The sequence below is a fragment of the Streptomyces sp. SID1328 genome, assembly GCF_009865595.1.
In the GTDB taxonomy this organism is placed as follows: Bacteria; Actinomycetota; Actinomycetes; order Streptomycetales; family Streptomycetaceae; genus Streptomyces; species Streptomyces griseoluteus.
This window is the reverse complement of the sequence record NZ_WWKH01001052.1, coordinates 1-2,850: the sequence shown is the minus strand read 5'-3', so window position 1 is coordinate 2,850 and position 2,850 is coordinate 1. Positions and strand designations below refer to the sequence as shown.

Genomic DNA, 2,850 nt, shown 5'->3' with positions numbered 1-2,850 from the left:
CCGCGACCAGACCGGCGAAGTGCGCCATGTCGACCATGAGGGTCGCGCCGACCTCGTCCGCGATCTCCCGCATGATCCGGAAGTTCACCAGGCGCGGGTAGGCGGAGTACCCGGCGACCAGGATCAGCGGGCGGAACTCGCGGGCCTGGGCGCGCAGGGCCTCGTAGTCGATCAGGCCGGTGGCCGGGTCGGTGCCGTAGGAGCGCTGGTCGAACATCTTGCCGCTGATGTTGGGCCGGAAGCCGTGGGTGAGGTGGCCGCCCGCGTCCAGGGACATGCCGAGCATGCGCTGGTTGCCGAACGCCTGGCGCAGCTCGGCCCAGTCGGCCTCGGACAGCTCGTTGATCTGGCGGGCGCCGGTCTTCTCGAGGAAGGGCACCTCGACGCGGTCGGCGAGGACGGCCCAGAAGGCGACCAGGTTGGCGTCGATGCCGGAGTGCGGCTGGACGTAGGCGTGCCGGGCGCCGAAGAGTTCGCGGGCGTGCTCGGCGGCGATGGACTCGACGGTGTCGACGTTGCGGCAGCCGGCGTAGAAGCGGCGGCCGACGGTGCCCTCGGCGTACTTGTCGCTGAACCAGTTGCCCATCGCCAGCAGGGTGGCCGGGGAGGCGTAGTTCTCGGAGGCGATCAGCTTGAGCATCTCGCGCTGGTCGTGGAGCTCCTGGCCGATCGCGTCGGCGACGCGGGGCTCGACCGCGCGGATGACGTCGAGCGCGGCGCGGTAGGCGGTGGTCTCGGCGGAGCCGGACGGGGTGGGGTTCTCGGGCATGGGGGCCTCCGGACAGGGCGTCGGTGTGTCGTCGTGTTCGGTTCGGCCCAGGCGCACGGCACTGACTCCCGGGCCGCTCCCCGATGGTCCATCCCATCCCAGCGCGCCAGTCACGGCCCACGACCAGCCTACCGGCCGTGGGGGAGGGAGCGCGCGCGGTTCAGGCCCTACAGGATCACGTGCGGCAGGAAGCGAGCGTAGGAGTCGGTGATCAGGCCCGAGGACTCGCGGATGCCGAGCCCGGCCGCCTGGTCGCCGACGACCCAGGCGCCGAGGACGACGTGGTTGCCGTCGAAGACGGGGAGCGGGGCGAGGGCCTGGTAGCAGCAGGTCTCCTCGGGCGCCGGAGGGGCCGGGCTGCCGGGCGGGTGCAGGGTGACGCCCTCGCCCTCGCGGCCGAGCAGCGGCTTGGCGGCGTAGCCGGTGGTGGCGGCCAGCTCGCGGGGGCCGTCCAGGTAGGCCGGGAGGAGGCTGGGGTGGCCGGGGTACAGCTCCCAGAGGATCGCCAGCAGGGCCTTGTTGCTGAGCAGCATCTTCCAGGCGGGCTCGATCCACAGGGTGCTGCCGGTGCCGCCGCCGTTGTCCAGGGTGTCCAGGACGTGCCCGGCGAACTCGTCGGTGGTGAGCCACTCCCACGGGTACAGCTTGAAGATCGCCCGGATGAACTTCAGCCGGTTGTCCACGAAGCGGCCGGAGAGCGTGTCCCAGCCGATCTCCTCCATGGAGAGCCAGTCGGTGTCGAGCCCGGCCTGCTCGGCGGTCTCCTTGAGGTAGGCGACCGTCATCAGGTCCTCGCCGAGTTCGTCGGCCGAGGAGTGCGCGAAGTGCAGCGGGCCCGGCGGGAGGAGCTTCGCCTGCTTGCGCCAGGTGTCGACCAGGCGCTCGTGCAGCGAGTTCCACTGATCGGCGCCGGGGAAGCGCTCCTCCATCCAGAACCACTGCGCGGACGCGGCCTCCACCAGCGAGGTCGGGGTGTCCGCGTTGTACTCCAGCATCTTCGCCGGGCCGGTGCCGTCGTAGTGCAGGTCGAACCTGCCGTACACGGACGGGAGTTCGGCACGTCGGTGCCAGGACTCCGTGACGGCGGCGGCCACGCGCGGGTCGGTGATGCCGAGGTCGGCGAGCCGGCCGCGCTCCACCAGATGCCCGGCGGCGGCCAGGCACATGGTGTGCAGTTCCTCGACGGTCTCCTCCAGCGCCTCGACCTCGGGCAGCGAGAAGACGTAGTGGGCACTCTCGTCCCAGTAGGGACGCAGGGAGCCGTCGGGGTGGCGGGTGAGCGGGTAGACGATCCCCTGCTCCTCGACGGTGCGCTGCCAGTCGGGACGGGGCGTGATCGTACGGCGTTCCATGCGCGCGGCCCGGCCGGTCAGCCGCCGGAGCTGCCGTGGCCGCCGCCGAAGCCGCCCCGGTGCACGCTGTGGCTGTCGTCGTCACCCGAACGGCCGGAGCCGCCGCCGGACTTGCGGGGCGGAGTGAAGGAGCCGCTGCGGACCCAGGAGCCCTTCTTCTTGCCGCCGTAGTAGTAGGCGCCGCCGCTGGAGCCCGACTTGCAGTTCTTGTCGGAGACGACGTGGTAGCCCTTCGCCACGTTGTAGCTGTCGCGGTCCACGCAGCGCTTGTCCGGATGGGACGAGGAGCAGGCGGTGAGGGCGGCGGCGAGCAGCCCCATGCCGCCCAACACGACTGTGGTGGAGCGCAGCTGTGCGCGGGTGTCGGCCATCTTCTCTTCTCCCCCGTCGGTGATGCGTTCGGCAGTCAGCCTAGAGACAGGTGTGAGTTTCCGGCAGGGCACCCCCACGTACGCCCGTTCCCCTACAGTCGCTTTGTGCTTTTTGGAATGGTGTGCGCGCTCGGCGCGGCGGTCTGCTTCGGTACGGCCACGGTGCTTCAGGCGGTGGCCGCGCGGGCGGCCGGAGGACAGGGCGGCGGGGAGGCGGCGCTGCTGCTGCGGGCGGTGCGGCAGTGGCGGTACGCGGCGGGGCTCGCCCTTGACGGGCTCGGCTTCGTGTTCCAGATCCTCGCGTTGCGCTCGGTGCCGATCTACGCGGTGGGCGCCGCGCTGGCCGCGAGCCTCGCGG

General features: G+C 71.5%; 2 protein-coding genes, 2 pseudogenes and 1 riboswitch. Of the genes and pseudogenes, 1 reads left to right on the top strand and 3 read right to left on the bottom strand.

All coding sequences use genetic code 11. The annotated features are described in order from the left end of the window. The 3 genes and pseudogenes from GT030_RS33935 to GT030_RS33925 form a co-directional block, all read right to left on the bottom strand. A pseudogene (locus tag GT030_RS33935) lies at window positions 1–769 on the bottom strand (glycine hydroxymethyltransferase); the annotation flags it as partial. Window positions 770–807: 38 nt separating this feature from the next. Further along, window positions 808–893, bottom strand: a riboswitch (ZMP/ZTP riboswitch). 43 nt (window positions 894–936) lie between these two features. Next, on the bottom strand, window positions 937–2,121 hold the full coding sequence (locus GT030_RS33930; protein WP_161204345.1) for a glutathionylspermidine synthase family protein: 1,185 nt from the start codon (window positions 2,119–2,121) through the stop codon (window positions 937–939). A gap of 17 nt (window positions 2,122–2,138) precedes the next feature. Continuing rightward, on the bottom strand, window positions 2,139–2,492 hold the full coding sequence (locus GT030_RS33925; protein WP_161204344.1) for a hypothetical protein: 354 nt from the start codon (window positions 2,490–2,492) through the stop codon (window positions 2,139–2,141). A gap of 117 nt (window positions 2,493–2,609) precedes the next feature. On the opposite strand from GT030_RS33925, the pseudogene GT030_RS33920 reads away from it, so the two are divergent. Continuing rightward, a pseudogene (locus GT030_RS33920) lies at window positions 2,610–2,850 on the top strand (hypothetical protein); the annotation flags it as partial.